The sequence below is a fragment of the Zavarzinella formosa DSM 19928 genome, assembly GCF_000255705.1.
In the GTDB taxonomy this organism is placed as follows: Bacteria; Planctomycetota; Planctomycetia; order Gemmatales; family Gemmataceae; genus Zavarzinella; species Zavarzinella formosa.
The window spans coordinates 360,457-360,741 of the sequence record NZ_JH636446.1; the positions used below are offsets into that span (position 1 = coordinate 360,457).

Here is a 285-nt window from a genome sequence, read left to right on the forward strand (position 1 = left end):
TATCCTCCCTTGCCCCTCAAGGAACTGAAGAAGCCCCGCCGCAACAAATATGGCAACACCCGTGTCGCCTGCATGGGGCACACCTTCGACTCCATCCTGGAACGGGACCACTACCTCTTCCTCCGTTCCTGCGAGGCCGCCGGGAAGGTCAACCAACTGGAACTCCAGCCTCGCTTCCGCCTCACGGCCCATGGCCATCCCATCTGCGACTACATCGCCGATTTCCGCTATCGGCTCGCCAACGGCCGCGTGGTCATTTCGGACGCCAAGGGCTGCCTGACGCCT

The 285-nt window shown here is 62.5% G+C and carries 1 protein-coding gene; it reads left to right on the plus strand.

Going from position 1 to position 285, the window contains the following annotated elements; translation table 11 throughout:
• Positions 1-285: DUF1064 domain-containing protein (locus BGIM_RS54190; RefSeq protein ID WP_193789046.1), on the plus strand; the 285-nt coding region annotated here is incomplete at both ends.